Source organism: Candidatus Woesearchaeota archaeon, assembly GCA_016214075.1.
GTDB lineage: Archaea > Nanobdellota > Nanobdellia > Woesearchaeales > DSVV01 > JACRPI01.
Window position 1 is genome coordinate 23,455 of the sequence record JACRPI010000019.1, and the last position, 23,767, is coordinate 47,221.

The window sequence follows — 23,767 nt, forward strand, 5'->3', positions numbered from 1 at the left end:
ATGACTATTTCTGTTCTCGCAAAAGAGGTCGCACAACCAAAAAAGTTGACGTTCGCGCGTATTCAAAGCCCGAGCAGTATTAACACGCACAAACAATGTCCACGAAAATATTATTACTCTTATATTGAAAAAATTCCTGGTAAACCAAGCATTCATTTGACCCGCGGGAAAGTGGTGCATTCAGTTCTTGAACATTTTTTTAAAATTGATATTTCTAAATTGCCTGAAGAGAACTTCATGTTTGTGTTGAAAGTTTTTATCAACGATATGCTCGAACAATATTGGCATAAATCCGCGACTGAGTTTAATTCGCTTGGTTTGACGCGGCCGCAGCTTGATTTTTATCACATCGAAACAAAAGACATGGTCAACAACTGGTACGCGAATTTTTTGCGAAAGCTTGCTGTGGAAATGAAGGAACACCCTGTTCTTCATTCATTTCAGCGGTTAACCCCACGAGCAGAAGTAGAATACAAATCACCAACCTATGGAGTTCGCGGGTTTATTGACGCGATCCACGAAAAAGATGGACAGGTTGTGCTCATGGATTACAAAACTTCTAAATCCGCGAAAGTCTCTCCTGAGTATCGGTTGCAGCTTGCGCTCTATGCCTTGATGTATCACGAAACACATGCTCGCTTGCCTGACAAAGTAGGCATTGATTTCTTGAAATTTGGCGAATTTCATTTGGACGTTGATGAAGAATTGGTCAATCTCGCGAAATTTGAGTCTGAACTGATTCACCTGAACACCTCTACAACGAAAAAAGAAAATTATCCTATGAAACCAGGTCCTCTTTGTAAATATAGCTCAGGACAATGTGATTATTATGGAAAATGCTTTGGCAACGCGAGAAGCCAGTATGGGTGATCTTTATTTCATTACGCCTTGCTCATGCGCTTACTGCTCCTTTGGAAGAACTTCTTGGAAGTGATCCAGAAGGTAGAGGAGATTATCAACGAATCTCACGCTGCATTGTTGCGCATCGTTTTTCTCGCTATCCTGAACGAAGGGCTTATGCATTTACTCAGCTCCAAGTGACACTCCCCTTCAAAGGTGGTGTCGAGGTTGTCTATTTTGAGGAAGAGGGAATTACTTCTGCTTATCTTCGCATTGCCGTTGCGCCAGAAAAATTGATGTTTGTCGCGAATTATGGTTTTCCCTACATCGAAGAAGTTCCTGATGAGGAAGAGAAAAAACTTTGGAGAGAGGCAGGATTGGTTAAGGATGATTGAGCGGTTCATGCTTCTATTTCAACGAGTATCAAACCAAACTCCTTTAATCGTTCAAAATGTTTTTTGTTATAGGTCAATAATTCAATATCATTGTTTATGCAAATCGCACCAATAAACAAGTCCTTCATATCAATTATCTTTCCATCTTCTTTTAATTTTCGTAAAATGTCACCTGCTACTCTTGCTGCTTTATCGTCCATTTCAAGAGCGTGAAGCCATTCCAACGCTTCAAAAACAGGTTCTGTCTTCTTTCGTCCATACCACACTTCAAATGTATTCACTGTTGTGATATAAAAATCTCCATCTAAAGATTCCAGAATCCGCTTTGTCTTTTCATCTTTATTCAGAAGCGCAATAAGCACGTCAGAATCTATACATATTCTTCTGACCATTTTTTCCAGAGTGGATTGAGTTCTTTTACTTTCGCTTCATCCACTCCTCCTTTTCCAAAGAGTTCTAGTACTTTCTCTTTATTGCTTTTCGTTGAAAGTAATTCTCGTATAACAACAGAGTAACTTTCTTTTCCTTTTAGTCTTTTTAATGTATGATACACATCATCTGAAACGCTGATTATTTGTGACATAAGGTTTCTAAGTATATACATATATATAAATATTGTGCTTTTAGCCAAGATTTTTTATAATTAAAAGCAATTGCGCGAGAATATCTCCACGAAGGCGTATATGCGCGCTGTTCACAAGCGCGAGAAGTGCCGCTTCTGCTTCTGTTCTGGTAATTATCTTTTTTTTAACAGATGCAAGAAGCAATGTGGTAAGCCACCACACGTTGATTCCTTCTGCCTGACAGCATGAATAAAGTCCTGCGTCATTGGTAAGCAGAATGTCATTATGCTCTTTCGCGAGGAGAAAAACAAGAGCGTCATTTTCTTGCAGACGATGGAGACTTTTTATCTCTTTTGTCTTCTCTTCTCTCTGCTCCACAACCTCAAACCAAACATCTTTTCCCTGCTCAAAAGACAATGTATTTTTTCCTAATTTTTTTCCTTCCTCGACAACTTCTTTCCAGACAACAAAGGGCACTACCACTTTATCAAAATTCTTCCGAAGCAGCTCAAGCTTACCTATTGTTATGAGGGGAATTATTGCCGATGAATCCAGAATAACCATTAAATTCCCTCAAGGATTTGGAGATCTCTTTGCACATCTTCTAAGCCATAAGGAAAGGTTATTCGCTGCAATAAATCTTGGACTTTCCATAAAGGAATATCCAGTTCCTTTGCAAGCGTTCGCAATGTTATTTCTTTCTCTTCATATTTCTTAAGCAATAATTGAAGGCGTTCTTCTTTTACTGCCTTACTCATAAGCTCGCGAATTACTTCCGCCTGTGGTTTCTGCAGTTCCTTCGATAAAAACCATATTTGCTTTGCGACGCTTTCCTGCACTCTTATTGTGAATACTTCCATATTTACACCTTCTTTCGTTAATAAGTAACTAAATAATATGTATAGTAACTTTACTTATTGTAACCACTATTTAAATGTTGTGGTTCTTTTTTCTCTTTTTCGCAATGTATAAAAACAGATATACAGTTTTCCTTGATTTATGCCAACTCCAACTGAACCGAGCACAAAAGCAGTCGCGTCTGAACGAGAATTTAAATATTATCCAGATGATTTTGGCAAGTTGCCTGTTCATGTGGAACATTTCAACCTTTTCTTTGATGTTTTCGATGACCATTCTGTTGTTTCCAGCGACATGACCATGACGGTGACCGCTGATTCGCTGCATACATTCGCTCTTGACGCGAAAAATCTTGAAATTCTCGAGGTCGCTCTTTACGACGCGGTGAAAGGAAAAAGCGCTCACCAGAAAACAGTTGGAAAGAAAGCGCTGAAATATCATTACGATCAAGAAGCGGATAAACTTCATGTCACGCTTCCTGAACCGTTTAAGAAAGGAACTGCTTTTACTCTCTTTACTAAAACTATTACTAAGCCAACTAAAAATGTTCTTGAAGGACTTTATTACGATGAAACTCCAGAGGGATGTCCACCAACGCAAATCACGCAATGCCAGCAATGGGGATTTCAACGACTTGTTCCGTGTTTTGATGACATGACCGCGAAATGCACGTATACGACGACCATTGTCGCTGATTCGCGCTACACGAATGTCATTTCTAACGGCGATCTTGCTCCAGAGTATCATTCCAAAGAAGGAGTTGTTCAGCGAAAAGACGCTGGGCAGGGAAGAAGCATGCTTTGTTATTATAATCATACCACGCCCATGGCGCCGTATCTTTTTTTCCTTTGTGTTGGAACGTATTCGACATTCAAAAAAGAGTTTGAATATCCGCAGGGCAAAACATTCATGATCGAACTTCTTACTCCGCTCAACGCAGATAAAGAAGCTGCTTCTCACGCGCTCGAAATTTTGAGTCATGGCATTATGTGGATTCATCTGCATACCGGCGCACACAAATATGACGCGGAAGATGTCAAGAAAAAAATATGGGAACTTGTCAAAAAACGCGATTTGTTGAAGAATGCGAAAGGCAAAGAAAAAGAACTCGCAGCTGTTCGCGATGCATTAAAAGAACTTGTTAAACCGTTGAAACTTGGTTATGTTTACACAGGAGAGGTGTATCGCGAGATTGGGATGCAGAACTCGAATTTTGGTGGGATGGAAAACGTGGGCAACACGACTATTGTCACCAACAGAATCATGCCTTTCAAGCAAATCAGCGATGATAGTTTTGAATACATGCTTGATGTCAAATGCCACGAATTTTATCATAATTTGAATGGCAGCGAAGTGACTGGCGTTGATCCTTTTGTTCTTTGGCTCAATGAAGCAGTTACTGTGCATATTGAAACAGAGTATAACGCTTCGATTATGGGGGACGCATATAATAGAATTAATCGCGTGATGACGTTGCACGCGCCGATGTTCGGAACATTCGCGGAAGATTCCAGTCCAGCGGCAATGCCGATCATTCCAAAGGGATTTAACACTCCAGATGAACTCATCACTGGCATGACCTATGTCAAAGCGCCTGAGTTTGTTAAAATGATTGAAATTTTGATGGGCAAAGAGAAATTTGTTCAAGCGCTTGCGTTGTATCATAAACGGTTCACGCATGGCAACGCGAACACGAACGATTGGCTCGCCGCGATGGAGGAAGTTTCTGGACTTTCGTTTCAAGAAATGGCAAAAGGATGGTTGTATAGGATAGGATTTCCTCGTCTTTTTGTCAAAAGTGCCTATGCTTCTGGAAAATTAACACTCACTGTCTCACAGAAGGGATTTGACGCTGAAGGACCTTGGCAATTTCCATTTGTTTTTTGTCCTGTTGACGCACAAGGAAAAGATATGCTTTCCACGCAAATCTATTGGGTGAAGAAAGAAAAAGAAACAATCTCTGTTTCTCTTTCTGAAAAACCAGCGTATGTTTCTGTGAATAGAAATCATACCCTTTATGGAACAGTTTCTTTTGAACAATCTGATGAGCAACGGAGCCTTCAGGCTTTGACGGACAGCGATCCGGTCAATCGATACATGGCATTCTCTGAAATTCTTGACAATGAAAAAGTAAAATTGGTGAAAGATATTAGTGCTTCTGTTTCAGAACAATTTTTATCTCTTTACGGCAAAATTCTCGTTGATACTTCTTTGACTCCTGAAGTGAAAGCGCAGTTTCTCTCGATTACCGAATCTGTCCGCGATGATTCTGTGAATCACAAGTATAAAGAAATTTACGCGGCGAAAGAAAAATTACGCAAGGCTGTCGCAGTTCGCTACAAAAAAGAACTTCTTCGTTTGTATGAGAAACTCGCTGCTGAAAAGTTTACTGAAACGTACATTGAACAGCAACTTGCTGGGATGAAGAATAGAGATTTGAAATTACTTTGTCTTGGCGTGCTTGCTTCTTTCGACAATGAAGAAGTTTGGAAGATGATGAAGGATCTTTTGAAAACAGCTTCTCACGCAACAGATAAAAACGCCGCGATGAGTTTGTACATTAACTCTCACGCTCCTGACAAACACAAGAGTTTGATGGAGTTTAAGAAAGAGGCGGAGCAGCATTTGGTGAGCTGGGAAAATTTCCTTCGCATTGTGGGGAGTAATAACAGTGCTGATGCAGTTACACTTATCAAAGAGATTAAGAAGGATAAAAAGTTTAGGATTGAACAGTCCAATGATCAACGTGGATTGTATTTATCTTTCGCGGCGAATCGCAAGAAGTCGCTCTTTGATGATCTTCCTTATTTTGTTGAAATTATTATTCGCATTTCCAAATTAAACGAGTATACAGGTTTTCATTTCCTCTCCGCGTTTACTGATTTAGAAAAAATGGATCTTGCTGATCAGGTTCGCTTGGTTGACGCGTTGCAGATGGTTCGTAAAGAATTGAACAAGAAAGAGCATCCAAGTGTGTACAATAATATTGATAGAATTCTGAAAGGCTGTCCGAAAGCGGTGAAGGCGTGGAAGGAGAAGAAGTAGCTTTTTAGAGCATTTATTCTTTTATTGTTTCTTTACATTCCTTAAACTCACAATTATTCATTGGATCTCTACCGACAAAAGAACCATCTGGACATTCAGAAACATCTGCTGTGCAGACGATTTGCTCTAATTCTTCTTTGGTGAATTCTGTTTGAGAACAGGATGTTGTTAGTATGACACTCAAAAGTAGAATTACAAGCACAATTTGTTTCATTCTCTTCATTTAGCTCTTCTCTTTTTTTATAGTTTCTCCTTTGCAGGACTTTTCTAGTGCGCGATTTTTGCCTTAATCAATACTTTTTTAAATATAATGTCGCTTTGCATTGTCCTTGAGGTGTTTATTATGAAAAAAAAATTATTTACTTTACTCCTATTCATTGTTTTATTTCTCGCAAGTTGCAGTGATAAGACTAATGTAGAGAACAGTCCTGCTCAAAATGAAGAAACAAGCGAGAAATGCGGCGATGGAATGTGTGATGACGCTGAACAAACAGACGCAACGCTCTGTCCAATAGATTGCGGTGGCGAAGTTTCACAACAGATAGGAAATGCAGAGCAAAAAAATTCTGTTCTTGAAGACACTTCTTCTTATCCTTCTCTTCCTGAAGAATTTACTTTCTTCGTGGATGAAGGTTTGCAAATGACCGAAGCATCAAACCCTGGCGCTCGCGTGAACGATGATGGGACAATTTCTTTGCTCTATGAAGATTATACAGGTGATAGCCCTGCGCAATACGTCGCAACGTCAGAAGATGGCTTACTTTTTTCTGATAGGGGAGAGAGTGTCTCTAATTCTGTTGGTGGACAGTTTCGCGCAAAACAACTGCCTGATGGAACTTGGCGTGGGTATGGATACGACACCACAAAAGGGATTGAAGGCGGATGCCTGACGAGTCAAAGTTCTTTTGATGGGATTACATATACTCAAGATGAAGGATGCAGATACACCCTTCAAGAAGAAGACGAAGGCTGGATGGGAGTTTATGATTTCTTTGCGGATTCAAAAGATAATATTGTTCTTCTGTATCTCGGAGATAAATATGGTTTAAACAATGCTCGACGAGCGTATTCCACTGATGGCGGATGGACATTCACATTTATCAACGACAATGTTCTGAACGATGAAGACTTAGGTGGTGGACAGATGAGTTATGTTGATGAAAAAGTAATTGTCCTTTCTGACTCTCGTGTTTTCTTAGTCGCGATGCAGCAAGGAAATATTTATGGTTTTCTCAGCGATGATGATGGTGTTTCCTTCCAACGGTATAAAGATGTTCTTTTAGAACCTGGTGATTTTGATAATGCTGAATATGGTTATGCATGGTCACTTCATGATCCGCAAATTGCACAGCTTGAAGATGGACGCTTACGGATTTATGTTGCAGTCTTGTTTAAAGTGGACGAAACAACAACAGATGATGATATGTGGGCTATTGTCAGTGCGACGACTGTTGCGGAATAGTCGTTTTTTTTAATTTTTCTTTCTATTTCTTTTTTTTAAAAGAATAATTTATCCTCATTAATAACAAACAATATAAACGCTGGCTGTGTTCTTTTCTTTCATGAAAATTGGCGTTATTGGTGGTTCTGGATTAGGCGACCCTAATCTCTGGGACAACGCTAAAAAAGTGAAGGTTTTTACTCCATTTGGCGCTCCTTCTGATCTTCTCACTGTCGGCACATTTAAAGGAGTAGATATTGTCGCGCTTCCCCGCCACGGCGCGAATCATACGATTCGACCAACAGAAGTGAATTACCGCGCGAATATTTGGGCAATGAAAGAACTGGGCGTGACGCACATTATCGCGGCAACCGCGTGCGGGAGTTTGCGCGAACACATCAAACCAGGAGATCTTGTGTTCATTGACCAATTCATTGATCGCACAACCAAACGCGAACAATCCTTCTATACTGGACAAACGATTTGTCACATTCCTATGGCTGATCCTTTTTGCGATAAGCTGCGCACGTTGTTTGCCGCTGCCGCAATCGAGAATAGCATCGCGTATCATGCAAAAGGAACAATGGTGACGATTGAAGGTCCACGATTTTCTTCACGCGCGGAATCTGAATTATTTCGAAGCTGGCATTGCGACGTCATTAACATGACCACTGTACCAGAAGTTGTTTTGGCTCGTGAAGCGGGCATTTGTTACGCCGCAATCGCGATGAGTACGGACTATGATTGCTGGAAAACAGATGAAGCGCATGTGACTCTTGATATGATTTTGAAAACAATGCATGACAACGCGGAAAAAGTGAAAACCATTTTGAAAGCAGTTATTCCCCAATTGCGCGATTGGGATTGCGGCTGCAAAGAAGCGATTACAACAGCGACGTTTTGAAATTCTCCGCTTTTGTCGCGCTTGTCAAATGATCACTTCTCATGAAACAAGTGTCATAAATTATATAAACAAAAGGAGAAAAAAGGAAAAAAATGACTCTTGATGAACAAGTAATGGACTGGCTTATAAAATATGGGACACATATGCTTGTCGCCAATCGAAGCGATGGTGTCTCTGTGCTGGGATATAAAACACCAAATAATTTGTCGTACAATGAAGAAGGTCATCCAAGAGGAGTCACGTTGCGTGTGGGGATACACATTCCTTTGCTTGGCAAAGAAAATCAGATTCTTGACCCGATGCTCGACGCAGAGGCTATGCATGAACCCGCGTTTCTTTATGAAAATAATCATTTTAGCATGCTGTCTACTTCTGTTGGTAAACAGAAAAAAGGCGATGTCGCGTCTATTCGCGCTGGATTCGTGTATCTAAGAAAAGAGGAAGAAACAAATACACGCCCTGGCAGGAATTTATTTCAAAGACTTTTTGGCGTTCAAGAGAGCAAGGCGAAAGAACCTGAACAAAAATGGGTGCCCGCGTATATGGACGCTGATGGGAAAATAACTGACAATGGAACCAGTGAAGCGCTGGGCTTGGTGCTTGAGTTTCTTGATTCGCGGTATGGAAGCGCTCACGCGACAACACAGTATAGTGTTATCATGCCTTTATCTTTCTACGAAATTGTTCATGATGCGATTGACAGCAGTTCAGCTGGCGGAAAAACAATACTTGACCTCTATGCGCGTGTATTTGAGCAACACGCCCGATTCGCGCCTGACCATGTTCCAGAAATACAGCGTGTTGTTTTTATGAAAACGAAAGAGGATATGCCGTATGTTTTACGCGCTCTTCGAACGTATGAAGAATATAAACCAAGATTACTATAATTTCGTAAACCATTTAAACCCAACAAAACTTTTCTTTTTATGGACATCAAATCAAAGATTCGAACAATACCCAACTTCCCCAAACAAGGAATCATGTTTCGCGACGTGACAACACTGCTCAAAGATCCAGCTGGATTTCGTTATGTTATTGATCATCTTGTGCAGCGCTACGCGAACAAAGGTATTGACAAAGTAGTGGGTATTGAAAGCAGGGGATTTATTATTGCCGGCGCGCTTGCGCATCAATTGAATGTTGGTTTTGTTCCTGTTAGAAAACCAAACAAACTTCCCGCTGAAAAAGATTCTATTGAATACGAATTGGAATATGGCAAAGACAAACTGGAGATTCACACAGACGCGATTAAACATGGCGACGTTATTCTTATTGTTGATGATTTAATCGCGACAGGCGGAACCGCTCGCGCGACAGTGGAACTTGTAGAAAAGCAAGGCGGGGCTGTTTTAGAATGCGCGTTTATTGTCGATCTTCCAGAACTTGGCGGCGCGAAGAAAGTGGGGAAGCCTTGTTATTCATTGGTCGCGTTTGACGGGCATTAATAATCTGTTTTGAACGCCTCTTTTTTACTATAAAACATATAAACCGGAAAGTACTTTCTTGAGAAATGCAACAAGATTATTATGCTATTCTTGAAGTTCGCAAAAATTCCAGTCCAAAAGAAATCAAAAGAGCATATAGGCGTCTTGCTCGACAATTTCATCCAGATCTTAATCATTCATCAGATAATAAAGCATTTCTTCAGATTTCAGAAGCATATGAAGTTTTAGGAGATCCTGAAAAAAGAAAATTGTATGATACTCAGAGAAACGTGATGCAGGAAAATGTTTTTCCAACAACAACAGATTTATTAAACCCCCACGAAAAGATTTCACTTTCAGCAAGACGTTATAAATACAAACTGGAAAGCATTGCGATCTTGCTTACTGGTTTTATTCCCGCAGTCGGTGTTGGTTATCACTATGGGTATAATCACGCGCCAATGAAAGGTCTGTTTACGCATATCATGGAGCATGACTATAGAACAATGCCAAAATGGTTAGAACCCTGCGGTGATTCTGTACCATGCAGAGAAACATCGGGATTAGTGGGAATAGAAAGTAGTCTGGAACTTTTGCTTATCGGAAGCATTGTCTACTTCTGTGCAAGAAGTGCATTTGATTATGGAAAAAAACTGCATAAACAATATGCGACAAGAGATGCAGAGAATAAAGATTTACAAAATCGTGTCCATGAGCAAGATTAATATTTCTGTAGGTCGAATTGAGGAAGCGATTTTTTGACTCTTTTTCAGAAATAATCATCAAGAATAAATAGGAGAGAGAAGAAACATATAAATGATAGTCTCTTTCTTGGTTTTAAAATGGGAAAATCAACCTTTGATCCTAATCTTGAAGGGCTAATAGAAGTAATGAAATTTATAGGTATGGGGACTATGCTCTCTGTGGGTTGTGGGATTCTATACTATAGTAATGTAATAGTACCAAGAAATTTCGAGCGCGAAAAGCAAGAAAAGCAAGAAGAACAAAGAGCATGTGCTGTAAAACAAGAAGCAGCATCTTTTACTGGTCGGTCAACAGCAGATTGTTCCCCACCGCTTCTTGAAATAACATATAAGAGATTTCTTCGCGCAGCATATTATAAAAAAAATGATTTAGTTCTTGATCAAGAACAGGCATGGCTTACAAGAGGGGATGAGATTGGGAAAAAGATAGATTCCAAAAAAAATTTCACACGGGAATTATGTGTTTATACTCGCCGTATAGTCTCTCAACAAACTTTTTTTATGTATGCACTAAAAGATATTTCTTTTTTAGAGAGATGTGAATTAGAGTATAAGGTGGAAGGAATCCACGCTGTAGCGGAAGCATCTGCTGTATTGGTTCGAGAAGCAAAACACTGTGTTGCTCATGATCTTCCCACAATTGGAGATGACATTTGTTACAAAAGAGCAATGGATAATCTTGAGCAGTTTGTACGTCCTCTCGCAAAAAGAACCGGATTTACGCCGCTTCTCTGGATGACTGAGTTGGATTTGGAGTATGCGAGCAGACCAGCAAAATAATATTATTTGTTTATTTTCTGATCTATTGACAAGGGATATATTGATATAATAAACCGCTATCTCGGAAAATATGAAAGATAGTCTTTCGTAAAAACAACTTCTTTCTCAACATTCACAAACTCGTTCTTCCCAACTATAACTCTTCCTGGATGATATAGTTCTCTATGAGAAGCAGCGCAACCTACCTGAACTCCAACAGCACAATCTCTAATGACATTTCTCTCCACAATTCCTGTCCCTCCCCGGATGTTGATGCCAATGATATTCCCTTTTCCCATAATCCTGTTTCCCACAATTGAGAAATTGCCTTGATGGACTTCATGCGTATCAACACACGCAGCAGAATATCTATACCTCGCTGGCGCATCTGGATCAGGAAGTACACCGCACGCTTCAACAACATTGTTCATTAATGTGTAGGAAGTATAGTAGTCCTGCTTTTTGTCATTGCCTGAGGCTATCGCGTGTTTGCAGTGATAGAAAAATGATTGTGTGACACGAACATGGGCGCCGTTATTGACACAAATGCCATAGCCCATGTTTTTTTGTGTCTTTAAATGAGCCAATGAAGTTTTGTTTCGCACATATGGAGATCGACAATCAATCATCGCTGATTCTGAAAATCGTGATTCTGTCACAATACCGATAGACTCGGCAAACTCCACTAATGCACGGGCAAAAGAACTTACATCACAGCGATACACAAAAACATGAGGAGACGAGCGAACAGCGATCCCTGTTGCTTCAATAGCATACGGGTGGGGTCCTTCAAGAGAAAGATGCGCAACAACAACATTTGAACAGCCCCGCAATTGAAGTCCGTTTCCAGAATAACGAATAATGGTTGGGTTGTCTTCATCAGCGCTTCCCTGGAAGACAACATCAGAAAGATTTTGAAGAACAATCGGATTTTCTAAAGAAATGCTGCCTGGTTCCAGATGAATTGTTTTCCCTCTGGAATTTGAAAGAATTTTTTCAAGGGATGGACGAGAGATTGGTAATAGTGCGTCAAGCGGCAGCGAGACGACCGGTCGTTTGTCAGAAAGAGGGACACGCGGCATATCCTTGTCAGGAAAAGGAACAGTTCTTCTCATAAAAAGGAAGAAACGCAAATGATACTTTAAAGATTCTCTTCTAAAACCGCATTCTTCTCTTCTAACGGTTTACAGGTCACTTGAAACTCCGCATCAATCAATGTGTCTACAAGTTTTTGCACGACCATCACCTGATTGCGAGTTCCGACAGCGTCCTGTTTCAACGCGTACCAATATATTTCTTTTTTGAGAATTTCAACTTGAACATCCTCATCAAGCGTTTGAAAGAGACCATAGACCGCGTTGATTTGTTCATACCCCTCCTGCTCAGGGGGAAGCGCGGCAAGAAGAGCGCGCATGTTATAATCCTTAGAAGAATATGTATGGATAGGATCTGAATCACCATCTGAAGGACATATTCCTTGCGTGATTGTTTTGTAATCATGTATATTGTCACGATAATCCTGAAGTGTCCTATAAAAAAGAAGATTGATTTGCTCCGCGTTCATGTAATCAATAGCGATGTTTGCATAGGCAGGTGCAAGAACATCGATAGCGGTAGAATCAATATCATGAAATGCCCCATCTAATGTATTTTCAATATCACTGGGAACAACAGGCATGAAGCCAGTGTCGGAAACATACGTTGGTTCTGTGGTAACCCAATCTCCTGTATCCTCTGGAAGAGAGCTGAAAATATCAGGCAACGCCGCGGAAACTGCCGTTTCAAGTGTTGCGTGAAGTCGCTGCATTATGTTTTCAAGGTAATAAATTGTTATGTAAGAAGCCACAGCCCCCACAAGTAGAGATGCGCTATTCTCAAGTATTTTTCTGATATTCATCACCTTTTTATTTGAATTCTCTTCTTTTTTCTCTTGTCATCTCTTTTTCAAAGCTCTTTGCCATAGCGTCAAGCGTCTCTAATTTTCCATCATAGGAAAGCGTGTTGAATCCTGCTGCTAGAACATCTTCTCTTCTTTCTTCGGGAAGTCCTCTGTACATTTCTGTGAAAATCTCTCCCTGAACATCGGCAGGAAGACCAGCAATGTACAAAGAAAGATCAGACGTCTCCGGCATTATCTTTTGCTCTTGAACAGTTATTGTTTCCAGTCCAAATCCAGGGCAGAAATATTCCTGCCCGGCCTTCATATATTCATGCTTTGCGGTCTGATACGCGGCGGTTATCTTGTCGTCAAGATTGTAGACCCCTCCAACATAGAGCAATCCTAGCGCCGCTGTTGTTCCGAGAGCAATTCTGGTTATAGTTCCCATCTCGTTTCTGCCTCCAATATTCTTTTGAGAAGAAAACAACGAGACATCGCCTTCTTTTTCAGCAAGCACCATTCCCGCTGTTTTCTGTTCTCATACACTATTCTTAGTAGTTGACCGTGCAGTATAAACTTATGTTGTAGTAGTCTAGACTACATAAGTTAAAGAGTGTCAGACGCTTTCTTTCTGTCATGAACATCAAACAATCTGCCAGCACCGCTGGAAAAAAATTGTACACAGGCGCGAAAAGAACTGCGATCGCCGCAACCGCCGCAACTGTTATTGGTCTTCCATTAGAGATTGAATTTGGCTGGATGGAGTATCTCGCAAGTCACAGCGCAATTGCTATTGCAAACACAACCGCGTATTTCTTTGGCGAGTCGCCAGAGCGACCAACGATCACTCCTTCAGAAATTGAAAAAAGGATTGATGCTCGCTTTGATGGCATTAAAGAGAATAGGGATATTATTATCCATGCGGCTGACGGAACAATTATTGGGGAAGAGTATAATCTTACAAAAATTATTCTTGACGCGCCTTCTCATGTGAAATGGGCGTTTGTCGCGGCAGAAGACAGAAGGTTTTATGATCATTATGGATGGGATCCTGGTTCCACTGCAATTGCTGTTGCGCAGAATCTTATTGGGAAAATGAGAGGAACACCTGTCTCTAGAGGAGCAAGCACTATCACTATTCAAGTTGCAGATCGTGTTTATCCTAACCAGATATACGGTGGAAAAAATGAGATGGATTCTGGCGCTATCCCTGGCTTCATGAAAATTTCATGGAAAGCAGATGAATGGCTCTCTGCTGCTGTGCTCGAAGAATACAAATCCAAGGATCAAATTTTAGTGGATTACATGAACCTAATGGATTTTGGTTATTCTGGACGAGAAGGCACTTCTATTAAAGGAATATATTCTGCTGCGAAATATTACTTTGGAAAAGAGCCAACAGAACTGGATTATCTTGAATCCGCTTTCCTTGCGGGTATTGTTCAAAATCCTCCTAGAGGTCAACAGGCATACAATGCGTTTCTTAAAGGCGATACAGACGCTTCTTCTGTTCAGTGGGCAACTGATAGGACAGAATATGTTCTTAGTAAATTGTATGAACTGAATTTTGGCAGAGACGATGTTGTTATTCCTGATCGTGAATATACCAAAGCGCTAGAGCGATTAGCGCATCACGATTTTGATTTTAAGAGAAATGAGTCCAAGCGAATTGATCCCACTGTTTTTGGATTTACAAGAGAAGTATTTACGCGCGCAGAAGGGTTCATGAGAGAAGCAACACCGCTTTTGCCACAAGACGCGACTGTTCATTTTTATACGGGCATTGATCTCGCTGTCCAAACATACGCGCAGGAACAAATGGACAAACAATGCGCTGCCCTCAACAAGACACTTATCGGAAAGGATGGAAAAACAAAAAAGGGGTATGAAAATAATCCTTTCAATGGCACAGCCGTTGTTTTAGACACAAAAACACACGATGTTCTCGCAATGATTGATGGGTGCACCACGTATAAAAAAGACGCGAATGGAGATTCTCTTCTTGTTGATGGAAAACCAATTCCAGAACTCAATTGGATAAACCGCGCAACTGAAGTATTCTGGGATCCAGGTTCTTCCATAAAACCAATTTGGGATATGATCGCGTTTAAACATGGCATCAGCGCAACTGACTTTACTCTCAAGGATGAACAGAGAGTTTACATTGTTGATGGAAAAAGATATACTCCTGGAAACTTTGGAGGAAAACACAGCGGAGAAAAGCTTAATGTGACAGAAGCGACTGTTGACTCCGTGAACAGCTTCTTTATTGAGCTTGGGTTTCAATTATTCAACATGCTTGGCGAACGACAATTGGTCAAGGAATTTCAATCGTTTGGATATGATATCACAGATTACCAAATCTCTTATGGCATTGGCGCGTTTCAGGCGTCCGCAACAGATATTGCGGGAAGTTATACTGTCCTTGAAACAAAAGGTGTCGCGACACATTACAAATATGGATTGAGCGATGACATTAACACGCAGTATATCAAAAAAATAGGCATTGACTATACTGTTGACGGTCAAGATAAAACACTCTCTCTTGTTCCCAAAGGAATAGATGACGTTGTCACTTCAAAGGATGTTGTTGATAAAACAGATACTATTCTTGATCAGGTTGTGGAACGGGGAACTGGTCAGCGAGCAAAAAGAGTTGACATTGATATTCATGGAAAAACAGGAACAGCGCATTCTAATGTTATCTTTGTTGGCTACGCTCCGCAAGATGATCTTCTTGCAGTTGTCATGTTTGGCTTGGAAAAACCAGGAAAAGAGTTGCCGCCAACATATCAAGGAGGAATACATGCGGCGCCCGTTGCTGCGAATATTTTAGAATATACAAAAAAAGAAAGAGGGGTTCAAAATGGGAATTGATGAACAAGCAAGATATCAAACAGAAAAACCTGATGGAGAAAATGCAACTCCTAAAAAAACAAGACCACACTGGAGTATTAACAGTATTAAACCAAAAACACTAAAAAGAGTAGGGCTCCTTGTGGGGGGAATTCTTGTCGCAGGCGCGTTGATACATTATGTTCCTCAAACACGAATGGCAAGAGCTGCTTCTTCTTATTTCACTGCTGCGTTGGAAGCGGTAGGCATTGAAGCAAAAATTACAAATCCCGCAGGCAATTTGGAGGCAGAGGTTAGTGAGGCTCTTGGAAATGTACGGGAAGTTTTTACGACAAACGCAAATCAAATGCGCGGTGGGATGTACAACCAAGTTATGTTTACTGTGTATGATGATTTTTTGTCTGTAGAAGCACTTTTCCTCGCAAACGGACGTTCAGAAGAACGACGTGAATACATACAGAAACGATTAGGCAGGGTAGAACTAGAAACACTTCTCGTTGTTTACAGCCAAGTTGCGCCAAAAGCAGATGTTGTTCAAACAGTAACAGGAATGCAGTCTGTTTTTGATTCTTATCTTGCTAGATCTCTTGATGATCGTACAAGAGGAGCGTACTATCTTGAGCGCTCTCTCTGGCCACTTACACAGAATCTCCTCAATGAAGAAGGAAAAAAAGCTGTTGCCGCAAAGTTGTATGATACAATGTCTCCAGAATCAATTGTTGAAACAGCGGTTCCCTACATTACGACGCCACAAGCGCGGGCTCAAACAGTCGAAGCGCTTTTAGGGTCTATGACTCCTGAAGAAAGAGGAACAATGATGCAAAGATATACAACAACACTTCCGCAGGCAGAAGTTGATGCTCTTGCTGTTGCACTTGTTCCGTCTATGAGCACAGACGGCTACACACAAGTTAGTGACGCCATTACTGACAAAAAAATAGACGCGGGATTTGATAAAGGAAAAGAAGTGCTTGACACTATAAAAGAGTATGTAAAAAATTGAGGAAACTCATATGGAAAAACAACAATCAAAACGAAGTTTGTATATCGCGGCAGGCATTGTTGGCACTCTCATTATTGGAGGCAGCGCGCTTGCAGTACGTGGTGTGTATTATGCGGTCACTACTATTGGTTCTGAAATAAAAACCGCATATCAGAAATCAGATGGATCATATGTGCCTTCGCAGTATGTTCAGGCACCTGCGTCAAAGACTCCTTCAAGGCTTGAGGAAGTTGTGCAACAAGGGGATTGGCTGTTTTCCAATGGCATGACATTTACGGTTGAACAGAGTGATGAAGGAATTGATAACAAGTATTTTCAATACCTTCCTGAAAAAATTCGAGGTGAGGATAATGGTGGATGAAATATCTAAAAATGGACTTGAAGCGCTTCTTCTTTTTGAACGCCAGGAACTCACCACAAGAGTTATTGCTGGGGAGTTTGGCGTGCTGGAATCTTTTTACACTCCTTTCGAACAAAGACTTGTCAAACATGCGGAGCTCGCGGATTTCTATCTTCAGAGAATATTTTCTGGAGTCATCTGGTTGACAGGATATCTCCCTATTATTCACGTTATGGATACAAGTGCACAAACAGCAGAAGGAACAACAGACGATGCTGCAAAAAATGACGATACGCAACTTGTTTTGAACCCAGATTCTTTGTTGCAAGGTCTTAGCAGTTACTCATCCCTCTCATTAACAACTCTTGTCAAAACTCGCGTTAACGCCCATGTCGCGGAAGATTTTTTTCAGCGAAAATATACGCAGCTTGAGAATGGAGAGGCTGCCTGCGCACAGAATCTCGCATCTTTAAACAAGAGGATAGAAGACTACGAAAAAAAACAACGGACACTTTTTGACAGGGCGCTTGAAATTAGGAAATCATATGATCAGCGAGAGATAGCGATAGCAGAATATGAAGCAATGAAAAGAGCTTTAGAAGAGGATCATGAATCGTGCAGATTTGCCATCCAATCGTACTCTGATGAAATCTTGTGTAACGCAGGTTTTGAGTTCGTTACAGATGGTTCAGATTCCACAAGAGATTACGAGACAAACAGAAGATTGCTTCTCGTTATTCAACAGGAGAGTTATGCAACCGCACAGAAATTGCAGGATGAGCGATCCAAGCTTATAGATGAAAAACGTGATCTTGACTTTCTTGAACAAGCCGCAACTGTCATAACTGCAGGACTCATGGCGTTGTATCAAAACAGAGAAATGATTCACTCAAATCAAACTCAGATGCAGCATCAGAGACTTATTATTGATCAAAAAAGAGTGACCTACGAAACGTGCGTTGAAATGTATCAATTTGCTGTCGCTGTTCCAGAGCCAGAAGAATCGAGAACGCTTATCGCGTCCATTGAACAAGGAATTGGAAAACTTCAACAATACTATCGAGAAAAGTTTGGTTTGGGATCTGGTTCCCAAAATTTAGGGGGGCCATAATTATGTGGAGCTCTCCTCTTTTGCGGAATCTTGAGCGTGATCTTGATCGCGCACGCCAATACGTTTCTCTTTTGGACGGCATATCTAAAGAAGATCTTGCTTTACGAAGGGAAGATGTCGAAAGAATGCGAACTGCCTATGCCTCGAACACGTATGCAGCAGAATTATTTAATCCATATCTTCAAACGCTGCAGCAGAAAGAAAAAACTGCTCCTAAAAAAGCAAAAGAGCACACTCCTACTCTTCCGCATCCTGCTGTTGTTCCTGAAGTTATTGTCAGAAGAAGACCTTCTGTCTCTGCAGATCACTCTGCTGCGCCTCATGCTTCTCTTGAAGAAATGTCTGGAAATCTTGATGGTATTCTGGAAGAGATTGATGAAATCAGTTATTTTGCCAACGAAGGTTCACATTCTTCTTCTCAACAGCCTTTACGCCAATCATCAGCCGCTCTTGAAATAGTTGAGCCTGATCACTTTGTTTTGCCTGCTTCACTTCGCGACTCAAAAATTCTTGAACAGCTTCTTCGCTATTATAACCAAAAAGGCGTTGTTGGTGAAGAGAAGAATCTCATTTTGCAAACATTGTGCGTGACAAGCGGCCTTCATTTCTGTTTAAGTGGACCAAGCGGTTCAGGAAAAACAAAAATCATTGACGCGTTAGTCGCTCTCCTTGATCCTGCCGATATCTACAAACTTGAATTCGCGTCAGAGACCGCGCTCATGAATGATGTGGACAGAATTAACAGTACAAGGATTCTTTATATTCCCGAGGTACAAAAAGCGTATAGTACAGGTGGACGACAAAAGACCCCAATGATCGCCGAAATCATGAAAGGAATAACTGAAGGAAGAGACGTGACACGAAGAGTTACTGTTGGGCGCGAAGATGTGCGAGAATATACACTCAAATCAGGACTAACTGTTATTACATCTCTCGCGTTTGAAAATATATTCCATTATGATGAAGAAACCGCACGGCGTTTCATTGCGCTTGTTACTGACACAACAGAAGAACATAAGGAAGCTGTTCGCCAAGCAAAAGCGAAAAGCGCATTTTACAAAGGTGATAGTGACGTTGATGTTCAACTGGAAAAAGATCTTCGTATGTATGTTGGCTCTCTTTTACATCACCCTTTTTCTTTGCACATTGCAGATCCATTCGCACAAGACGTTGCTTCTTACATTCCACTGACACAGCGTTCCGCAAGTTTTCAAGCGCAATATTACGGGCTAGTTGGTGCGGCAGCGAGATTTAGTCATAATCGAAGATATGTTGCTCAACTTGATCATGCTTCTTGCGAATCCGCTTCTTCACAAGAGAGAACTGTTTTTGTCAGCATTGAAGATCATCAATTGATTTATGGACTTTATCATGATCAAATGCTTGCGAACATGCAGCAGCTTGACAAAACAGAAGGAGATCAAAAGCACGTTGAAATTGTCAGGAAAAAAATAGAAGAGCAGAATGGACTTCCCTGGGAAGAGATGATTCATTCAGCACAACAACGCATGACTACATTTTATCCTGCTCACGCAGGCGCATGGGTTGCACAGGAACAAAAAATCCAAGGGTCGTAAACATGTATGAAACAAATTGGCTCGCTTGTCTCGCTGCATTTGATACTACATTTCGTAACACGCACGTAAGAGATAGGTATCTGCTGCTTGAAGAACTTCTTCAAAAAGATGATCCTGTTGTCATGTCATCCCCTTCTCTTGTTCTTGAATTTCTTACTGAGGCAACACAGGATACACAGCGGTTCGATACTATTATCCCAAAAATAACTCTAGAAGGGTCTGTTCAAAGACAATATGCTCCATTAATTGCAGAATACAATGCAACACGAGAAATAGCAGTAAGAATTAAAGACGTCGCATTACCCGCATATATTGCGAGACTTTGGGAGAGCGTAACGTCATCATCAAATACCACTCAAGAAAATATTCTTCACGCTGTTCTTTTCTATAAAGATTGTCAGAAGGCGATAGGAGACGGCCAGCCGTTTTCGGGCTTCTCCTCTGAAACTGATGCGGACATGACACAATGGCACCTCCAGTATCAACACGCAGTACTCCTTCAAGAGAAGATTGATGCTGTTCGACAACAATACAGAACAACTTTTTTTTCAACAAAAGAAGAGCTTCTGGCATTCGTCAAAGAGACACTAATTCCATTACAAAAAGAAGCGACAAAGGGAGTAAAGAGAATAAAACAGTATTATTCTTTTGTAGAAGGAATTTCTGCGCTCTCTTCTGATATGCGAGAAGAAATAAAAAACTTTGCGGAACTTCAGCATCAACGCGAGGATATCCAGCAGAAAACTGCTGAATTGAATTCCAGCACCACGACTCTTGACCATGCGGTTGTCGGGCAACTTTCTCTTCAGCAACTCTCTTCTTTGCTTTCTTCCTGCAATCAGGATTATTTATCGCACTATTCTCTGACTCCCGCTTGTCCAAAATTTGAAGCGCTTGAAGAGGCATACAGCGTTGCATATACAACGTTTACCCTCAGAAGAGACACTTGGCTTTCTGAAAATAGAAACGATATAGGGGCACTTGTTTTGCGCTCTGCGGCAAACAATGAAATTTTTTATGATGATCGTCTTGCGTTAAAAAATATTACAAGAATTATTCAGGAGATTGAATTCAGAACAGGCATTTCATTTGGTTCTGAGATTTCTCATGCTGTTGACGATTTAGACAGAAAAGAAAAGATATCTCCAAAAAAAGAAACGCATTCTTCTGCCGCAACCGCTCATATCCCTACATCAACGACAGTCCAGTATTCGGATTATCATCCACTTTGGGTTTCGCAGCAGTTAGAAGCGTTTCCTCAACAAGATATTCCCGCTCACTATCGTCCATTGCACGATGCGTTAGTTTCAGAAGCAAAAACAGCTGTTGTTCGAGCGTATACTTTATTGACAGACGGAACACTGTTTCACGCACTTGGTTATGGCCACTTTTCATCGGGAGATGAGAAAAGGTATCTTGCTGCTGTTCATGGATTGTTTAGAACCAGCTCTTATGTTCAAAGGGCATTGTCTTAATTAAAGCATACGTTTCACATATTCTGCGATTGCAAGCGATGCTGTTAAACCAGGCGATTTAATTCCTAGAAGATGAATGCACGATGCATATTTTGGATCTCTCTTAATTACAAAATCCTTTATCCCATTAAGGCGCATGGTAATGCCCGCGTAATCTTGATGAAGCTCTTCTTCTTTTATCCCTGGAAAAAATGGCGCGACTGCTTCCACAAACGTATGCGGTTCCAGTAGATTTGAGCCATAGTCTGTTGGACTACTGACTGCACGATAAAATGGACCAACAAGTATTTTTCCGCTATCGAATGTTGGAGTAAGGTGCACGCCCAAACCCATTGCATCCGGAAGCGGATAAATGTTTCCTCTAATTTTTCCTCTTTCTGTTCTAGGGATATAACTGCAATATTCCCCCCTTACATACACGCATGTTTCTTCATTTTCAGGATTCAACATTTTCTCGACGTCAATTGCTCCAAGACCTGCACTATTTATCAGAATCTTTACATGACAACTTCCTTTCTTTTCTGTTTCTATATCAAAACCATCTGCTCTTGCTGCTACACCTCTAATTTTTGTCCCGTTGAGCATGTATACTCCTTTTCTCTCTGCAATTCCTGCAAGACGCTGCACATACGATGATGCATCAACAATTCCTGTTCGCGGTGAATAGAGTGCAAGCGCCGCAACAACATTCGGTTCTACTTTTTGGATATCACTCCCTTCCATGATAGATAGGTCTTCTGCTCCTGAAGCGATTGCATTTGCCAGGATATCTTCAATTCCTTTTCTTCCATTCCTGTCATGAGGATTCTGCGGGACAATTATCTTTCCTGTTTCCTTATATGAAATATTATGTTTTTCGCAAAATGCCTTAAGCATGCGCTGTCCTTCAATGCATAATTGTGCAGCAAGAGACTTAGGGGAGTAATAGAGTCCTGCGTGTGAAACTCCACTGTTTCTTCCGGACTGTTCATCTCCGAAATTATGGTTCTTTTCAAAAAGAATAACAGAATAATTCTCGGTAAGTTGTGCCGCGATAGCGCATCCAACTGCGCCTCCCCCTATAATTCCCACATCAATTTCCAGATCTGCCATTTTCATTTATCTATGCTTTTTTTATTTCTCTTTGAGAAGCAAAAAATATGGGCGCTATTTTTGTTCACTTGTCTTCTCCCAGAGAAGCCAAAAATATTTTTCATACGCGTTCGCAAGCGCTTTATTCACAATGCTCACAGTAATAATTTCTTCTCCAGGAAAAATCATAAGAAGTTCGTCGCCGCAAAGATTTGTCTCAACAGGAGAATCATAACTTTCCGGAAGATACCGCGCTTTTGTGTACGCAAGCGTATTCAGATACAGCATCCTGTCTTTTGCATCACTGTTGTAAATATGATACATCCATTGCTTTCTTTTAACACGTTGCTGATGCATCTCTTCTACAAATGTTTTTCCAATGACTTCAACAACATTTTTAGGAACTCCCCACGCATAAATGGGTTTATTATATTCTGCAAAACGAAGCAGTCTTTTTCGCAGGGCGTTCGCGCCTTTATACAGATTGAGCGCGTAATCTTTTTGCTGCATCGCATAATTCATCTGTAATTGCGGAAGAATTGTCTTAAGTTTAATCTCTTTCTCTTTGAGAATGTTTGTGATATTCTCAGGATTTGCTGCGGTGAAAATTCTTTTGCCGCCAATAGTTAATTCACTCACAAGACCGCGCTCTTTTAATTTCTCTAATGTATCATATACATTAACCCTATGGATTTTGCTTTCCTGCGCAACGACAGTTGCGCTTGCGGCCTTTGTTTTAAGTAGCGAAAGATACACTCGTGATTCATTTTGTGTAAGTCCGATCTCCTGAAGAATTGATTCTTCCATTTTTTCCTCGTAAATCTTTCAATGTACTATTTGTTTTAATGAAGAGGACACTTTATACTTATATAACTTTTTGTAGTAGTTGGGTATACAACACATCTTTTTATGTTCATGAGAACTACTTACTCTTAATGCTATGTAGTAGCTGTCAATACATCGGCATCTTTTCATTTGCGCCATTTTGTTTATTGTGTTACAAAGTGGTGACAAAAAGAGAGATATTTTTGTAAAAACATCACAATATTTAAATTACCTTATGGATTACTACTGGTAGGGAGTGGGAATTTGAAAACAGACGTGCATATTATAGGAGTCAGCGGTCAACAAGGGGAGTCACTCGCTGAAAGGCTGCTTGCTGCTGAAAGTTCTCATACTTCTTTTGGTGGTATTGGCCTTGGCACTGTGTATGGGTATCGTACGACACAAAGACTTCGTGGAAGTGTTGACGATTATCATAATACTTTTTTTAATGGCAAAGGACGTACTACTTCTATTCCTCGCTCCATGGGCAATTGTATTAAGAGCCTATCCCATTAGATTGACCTCCATGTAATTATTCCACATGCGAGATGCAATAATCCTATGTAAGCATCTGGTCTTTTAGACCAACGAATCAATAACCCTCTAAATCGGTTGAACCAACTATGTGTACGTTCAA

26 protein-coding genes are annotated in these 23,767 nt (G+C 40.7%); 16 read left to right on the top strand and 10 right to left on the bottom strand.

Annotated elements, in window-relative coordinates:
* Together HZC31_03695 and HZC31_03700 are read left to right on the top strand one after the other, a co-directional pair.
* Positions 1-870 carry a PD-(D/E)XK nuclease family protein gene (locus tag HZC31_03695; GenBank protein ID MBI5002462.1) on the top strand — a complete coding sequence of 290 codons (870 nt, stop codon included), beginning with the start codon at positions 1-3 and terminating at the stop codon, positions 868-870.
* The gene (locus tag HZC31_03700; protein MBI5002463.1) at positions 837-1,235 is read left to right on the top strand and encodes a hypothetical protein; all 399 of its coding nucleotides are present in this window, start codon (positions 837-839) and stop codon (positions 1,233-1,235) included. Before HZC31_03695 ends, HZC31_03700 begins: the two co-directional genes overlap by 34 nt.
* Positions 1,236-1,240: 5 nt before the next feature.
* Here the strand turns inward: HZC31_03700 and HZC31_03705 are convergent, their stop codons facing one another.
* The 4 genes from HZC31_03705 to HZC31_03720 are packed head-to-tail and all read right to left on the bottom strand — an operon-like array spanning position 1,241 to position 2,658.
* Positions 1,241-1,627 (bottom strand): type II toxin-antitoxin system VapC family toxin, encoded by a 387-nt coding sequence (locus HZC31_03705; GenBank protein ID MBI5002464.1) that lies wholly within the window; start codon positions 1,625-1,627, stop codon positions 1,241-1,243.
* A complete protein-coding gene (locus HZC31_03710) occupies positions 1,606-1,818 on the bottom strand; it encodes a hypothetical protein (GenBank protein MBI5002465.1) in 213 nt (70 codons plus the stop codon). Before HZC31_03710 ends, HZC31_03705 begins: the two co-directional genes overlap by 22 nt.
* Before the next feature lie 40 nt (positions 1,819-1,858).
* Positions 1,859-2,362: a PIN domain-containing protein gene (locus HZC31_03715; GenBank protein ID MBI5002466.1), complete on the bottom strand. Its 504-nt coding sequence runs from the start codon at positions 2,360-2,362 to the stop codon at positions 1,859-1,861.
* The gene (locus HZC31_03720; protein ID MBI5002467.1) at positions 2,362-2,658 is read right to left on the bottom strand and encodes a hypothetical protein; all 297 of its coding nucleotides are present in this window, start codon (positions 2,656-2,658) and stop codon (positions 2,362-2,364) included. Before HZC31_03720 ends, HZC31_03715 begins: the two co-directional genes overlap by 1 nt.
* 139 nt (positions 2,659-2,797) lie before the next feature.
* Here HZC31_03720 and HZC31_03725 point away from each other — a divergent pair, with 139 nt between their 5' ends.
* The gene (locus HZC31_03725; protein MBI5002468.1) at positions 2,798-5,701 is read left to right on the top strand and encodes an aminopeptidase N C-terminal domain-containing protein; all 2,904 of its coding nucleotides are present in this window, start codon (positions 2,798-2,800) and stop codon (positions 5,699-5,701) included.
* Positions 5,702-5,714: 13 nt separating this feature from the next.
* On the opposite strand, the gene HZC31_03730 is transcribed toward HZC31_03725, so the two are convergent.
* Positions 5,715-5,915, bottom strand: coding sequence for a hypothetical protein (locus tag HZC31_03730; GenBank protein ID MBI5002469.1), 201 nt, complete (start codon positions 5,913-5,915; stop codon positions 5,715-5,717).
* Between the two features lie 129 nt (positions 5,916-6,044).
* On the opposite strand from HZC31_03730, the gene HZC31_03735 reads away from it, so the two are divergent.
* The 6 genes from HZC31_03735 (at position 6,045) to HZC31_03760 (ending at position 11,014) form a co-directional block, all read left to right on the top strand.
* Positions 6,045-7,163 carry a hypothetical protein gene (locus HZC31_03735; protein MBI5002470.1) on the top strand — a complete coding sequence of 373 codons (1,119 nt, stop codon included), beginning with the start codon at positions 6,045-6,047 and terminating at the stop codon, positions 7,161-7,163.
* 100 nt (positions 7,164-7,263) lie between these two features.
* Positions 7,264-8,046 (top strand): S-methyl-5'-thioadenosine phosphorylase, encoded by a 783-nt coding sequence (gene mtnP / locus HZC31_03740; protein ID MBI5002471.1) that lies wholly within the window; start codon positions 7,264-7,266, stop codon positions 8,044-8,046.
* Positions 8,047-8,138: 92 nt separating this feature from the next.
* A complete protein-coding gene (locus HZC31_03745; GenBank protein ID MBI5002472.1) occupies positions 8,139-8,933 on the top strand; it encodes a hypothetical protein in 795 nt (264 codons plus the stop codon).
* Between the two features lie 39 nt (positions 8,934-8,972).
* Positions 8,973-9,491 (top strand): adenine phosphoribosyltransferase, encoded by a 519-nt coding sequence (locus tag HZC31_03750; protein ID MBI5002473.1) that lies wholly within the window; start codon positions 8,973-8,975, stop codon positions 9,489-9,491.
* A 65-nt stretch (positions 9,492-9,556) separates the two neighbouring features.
* Positions 9,557-10,195, top strand: coding sequence for a J domain-containing protein (locus HZC31_03755; protein MBI5002474.1), 639 nt, complete (start codon positions 9,557-9,559; stop codon positions 10,193-10,195).
* A gap of 117 nt (positions 10,196-10,312) precedes the next feature.
* Positions 10,313-11,014, top strand: a complete 702-nt coding sequence (locus tag HZC31_03760) for a hypothetical protein (protein MBI5002475.1) — start codon at positions 10,313-10,315, stop codon at positions 11,012-11,014.
* A 56-nt stretch (positions 11,015-11,070) separates the two neighbouring features.
* Here the strand turns inward: HZC31_03760 and HZC31_03765 are convergent, their stop codons facing one another.
* From HZC31_03765 to HZC31_03775, 3 genes are all read right to left on the bottom strand, one after another.
* A complete protein-coding gene (locus HZC31_03765) occupies positions 11,071-12,108 on the bottom strand; it encodes a hypothetical protein (GenBank protein ID MBI5002476.1) in 1,038 nt (345 codons plus the stop codon).
* A gap of 26 nt (positions 12,109-12,134) precedes the next feature.
* A complete protein-coding gene (locus HZC31_03770; GenBank protein MBI5002477.1) occupies positions 12,135-12,800 on the bottom strand; it encodes a hypothetical protein in 666 nt (221 codons plus the stop codon).
* A gap of 97 nt (positions 12,801-12,897) precedes the next feature.
* A complete protein-coding gene (locus HZC31_03775; GenBank protein ID MBI5002478.1) occupies positions 12,898-13,320 on the bottom strand; it encodes a hypothetical protein in 423 nt (140 codons plus the stop codon).
* Between the two features lie 188 nt (positions 13,321-13,508).
* Between HZC31_03775 and HZC31_03780 the strand changes: the two genes are divergently transcribed.
* The 6 genes from HZC31_03780 to HZC31_03805 are packed head-to-tail and all read left to right on the top strand — an operon-like array spanning position 13,509 to position 21,234.
* A complete protein-coding gene (locus HZC31_03780; GenBank protein MBI5002479.1) occupies positions 13,509-15,749 on the top strand; it encodes a transglycosylase domain-containing protein in 2,241 nt (746 codons plus the stop codon).
* On the top strand, positions 15,739-16,731 hold the full coding sequence (locus tag HZC31_03785) for a hypothetical protein (GenBank protein MBI5002480.1): 993 nt from the start codon (positions 15,739-15,741) through the stop codon (positions 16,729-16,731). Before HZC31_03780 ends, HZC31_03785 begins: the two co-directional genes overlap by 11 nt.
* Before the next feature lie 10 nt (positions 16,732-16,741).
* A complete protein-coding gene (locus tag HZC31_03790; protein ID MBI5002481.1) occupies positions 16,742-17,092 on the top strand; it encodes a hypothetical protein in 351 nt (116 codons plus the stop codon).
* On the top strand, positions 17,082-18,182 hold the full coding sequence (locus HZC31_03795) for a hypothetical protein (GenBank protein MBI5002482.1): 1,101 nt from the start codon (positions 17,082-17,084) through the stop codon (positions 18,180-18,182). Before HZC31_03790 ends, HZC31_03795 begins: the two co-directional genes overlap by 11 nt.
* 2 nt (positions 18,183-18,184) lie before the next feature.
* Positions 18,185-19,759, top strand: coding sequence for a hypothetical protein (locus HZC31_03800; GenBank protein ID MBI5002483.1), 1,575 nt, complete (start codon positions 18,185-18,187; stop codon positions 19,757-19,759).
* A gap of 2 nt (positions 19,760-19,761) precedes the next feature.
* The gene (locus HZC31_03805; protein ID MBI5002484.1) at positions 19,762-21,234 is read left to right on the top strand and encodes a hypothetical protein; all 1,473 of its coding nucleotides are present in this window, start codon (positions 19,762-19,764) and stop codon (positions 21,232-21,234) included.
* Here HZC31_03805 and HZC31_03810 read toward each other — a convergent pair whose 3' ends face one another.
* Positions 21,235-22,326 carry an FAD-dependent oxidoreductase gene (locus tag HZC31_03810; protein ID MBI5002485.1) on the bottom strand — a complete coding sequence of 364 codons (1,092 nt, stop codon included), beginning with the start codon at positions 22,324-22,326 and terminating at the stop codon, positions 21,235-21,237.
* A gap of 54 nt (positions 22,327-22,380) precedes the next feature.
* Positions 22,381-23,112, bottom strand: coding sequence for a hypothetical protein (locus HZC31_03815; GenBank protein MBI5002486.1), 732 nt, complete (start codon positions 23,110-23,112; stop codon positions 22,381-22,383).
* A 282-nt stretch (positions 23,113-23,394) separates the two neighbouring features.
* Here HZC31_03815 and HZC31_03820 point away from each other — a divergent pair, with 282 nt between their 5' ends.
* Positions 23,395-23,646: a hypothetical protein gene (locus HZC31_03820; GenBank protein ID MBI5002487.1), complete on the top strand. Its 252-nt coding sequence runs from the start codon at positions 23,395-23,397 to the stop codon at positions 23,644-23,646.
* The last annotated feature ends 121 nt before the right edge of the window (positions 23,647-23,767 follow it).